General features: G+C 68.3%; 3 protein-coding genes and 1 pseudogene. 3 read left to right on the top strand and 1 reads right to left on the bottom strand.

Annotated elements, in window-relative coordinates; translation table 11 throughout:
• From FV222_RS30095 to FV222_RS24710, 3 genes and pseudogenes are all read left to right on the top strand, one after another.
• Positions 1-205, top strand: a pseudogene (locus FV222_RS30095) (hypothetical protein); the annotation flags it as partial.
• 176 nt (positions 206-381) lie between these two features.
• Positions 382-801, top strand: a complete 420-nt coding sequence (gene dksA, locus FV222_RS24715; RefSeq protein WP_147728054.1) for an RNA polymerase-binding protein DksA — start codon at positions 382-384, stop codon at positions 799-801.
• A gap of 140 nt (positions 802-941) precedes the next feature.
• Positions 942-1,121 carry a hypothetical protein gene (locus tag FV222_RS24710; protein WP_147764536.1) on the top strand — a complete coding sequence of 60 codons (180 nt, stop codon included), beginning with the start codon at positions 942-944 and terminating at the stop codon, positions 1,119-1,121.
• A gap of 29 nt (positions 1,122-1,150) precedes the next feature.
• Here FV222_RS24710 and flgH read toward each other — a convergent pair.
• Positions 1,151-1,864: flagellar basal body L-ring protein FlgH (flgH, locus tag FV222_RS24705; protein ID WP_147815882.1), on the bottom strand; the 714-nt coding region annotated here is incomplete at its 5' end.

Genomic DNA, 1,864 nt, shown 5'->3' with positions numbered 1-1,864 from the left:
GGCCTGCAAGGCCGCGATCGCGGCGGCGCTGGCGTCGCACCCGCGCAGCGCCGTGCTCGACGAGCGCCGCGACACCCCCGAATCGCACGACGACGCGCTGTTCTTCGACCTGAGCCATTACCGGCTCCCGGTCGCCCGGCCGCTCGCCGACACCATCGCCGCGGCGGTCAATCGCCTGCGGGCTCGGCCGGCGATCCCGGGTTGAGCACATCAATCTCGATTCGTCGCCGCGCACCGTGGCGTCTTTGCCGCATCAATTGGCGCAGCGCGTGCAGGTGCGGACGTCGGCACGTGGGTGCGTTGTAGCAGCAATCCACCTCGACTATACGGCAGGCAATGATCGCCGCGGACCGGCCGTACGGGACTATGGAAGGGCGACGAATGGCGAAGGTGACGCTGGAGGACGGCTACGTTCCGTCCGACGACGAGCCCTTCATGAACGAGCGTCAGCGCGAGTATTTTCGGCGCAAGCTGCTCGGCTGGAAGAGCGACATCCTGCGCGAGGCGCAGGACACCCTCGTTGCGTTGCAGAGCGAGAACGAGAACCACCCCGACCTCGCGGACCGCGCCTCCTCGGAGACCGACCGGGCGATCGAGCTGCGGGCCCGCGACCGGCAGCGCAAGCTCACCGGCAAGATCGACGCGGCGCTGGCACGGATCGAGGACCGGTCCTACGGCTATTGCGAGGAGACCGGCGAGCCGATCTCGCTGCGCCGGCTCGATGCACGACCGATCGCGACGCTGTCGCTGGAGGCGCAGGAGCGCCACGAACGCCGCGAGCGCGTCTACCGCGACGACTGAGTTTTGTTGCGATGCGGCATCGGTTTGTCCAGTAACAGCGCCGTCTCGACTGGTCCGGACTGCCCGAGATGCGACGTCGAGCCCCGGAACCGACGGGCTCGACGGTGCTTGATCCGATGACATCATCGGAAGGCACCTCCATGAGCAACGATGTTCTGATTCCGGTCCTCGCCATCGGGACCATCGTGGTCGCGACGGTGATCGCCGTCTGGCAGCGCACGCGCGTCGCGCAGAAGAAGCACGACTCCAGCCGCTCCGCCTTCGTCGCGAACCATGGCGAGGCGCCGCGCCCGAACCGGCCCGGCACCGAGCACACATGATCGCGCCCACCTGATCGTCTCGCTGGCGATCAGAACGGCAGCAGGATGTCGACGATCTGCTGGCCGTAGCGCGGCTGTTGGACGTCGGTGATCTGGCCGCGGCCGCCATAGGCGATGCGGGCCTGCGCGATCTTCGTCGATTCGATGGTGTTGTCCGACTCGATGTCCTCCGGGCGGACCACGCCGGCCACGACGAGTTCGCGCACCTCGAAGTTGATCCGGATCTCCTGCTTGCCCTCGACCACGAGGTTGCCGTTCGGCAAAACCTGCGTGACGATGGCGGCGACGTTGGTCGACACGGTCTCGTTGCGCTGGACCGACCCGACGCCGTCGTTGGAGGAGCTGGACGTGGCGGCGAGCAGCTTGTCGGGCGAGACGCCGGCGGCGAGCACCGCGGCATTCTTCTCCAGGCCGCCGGCGTTCGGCAGGCCGAAGTTCTCGGTGTTGCTGCGCGAGCGCTTGGTCTCGTTGGAGATGTTGGCCTGGTCGGTGACGTTCACCTTCACGGTGACGAGGTCGCCGATCCGCGCGGCGCGCTGGTCCTTGAAGAAGGCGCGCGAGCCGGTCCGCCACAGGGAGTTCGGCGCATACGAGACCGGCTGCACGTCGGGCATCGGCAGGCGGACAGGCTTGTAACCGGCCTGGGCGGTCGGGTCCTCGATCGCCGAGAGCGCCGGCTGCGCCCCGACGTTCGAGAGCCGGTCGACGGTGTTGCAGGCGCCCAGGCCGGCGCAGGCGACGAG

The organism is Methylobacterium sp. WL103 (genome assembly GCF_008039885.1).
Classification (GTDB): domain Bacteria; phylum Pseudomonadota; class Alphaproteobacteria; order Rhizobiales; family Beijerinckiaceae; genus Methylobacterium; species Methylobacterium cerastii.
This window is presented reverse-complemented; position numbering and strand designations above follow the sequence as displayed.

Excerpts from the sequence above, each read along its gene's own strand:
- dksA (WP_147728054.1), top strand. The coding sequence starts at position 382 with ATGGCGAAGGTGACGCTGGAGGACGGCTACGTTCCGTCCGACGACGAG.
- FV222_RS24710 (WP_147764536.1), top strand. The coding sequence starts at position 942 with ATGAGCAACGATGTTCTGATTCCGGTCCTCGCCATCGGGACCATCGTG.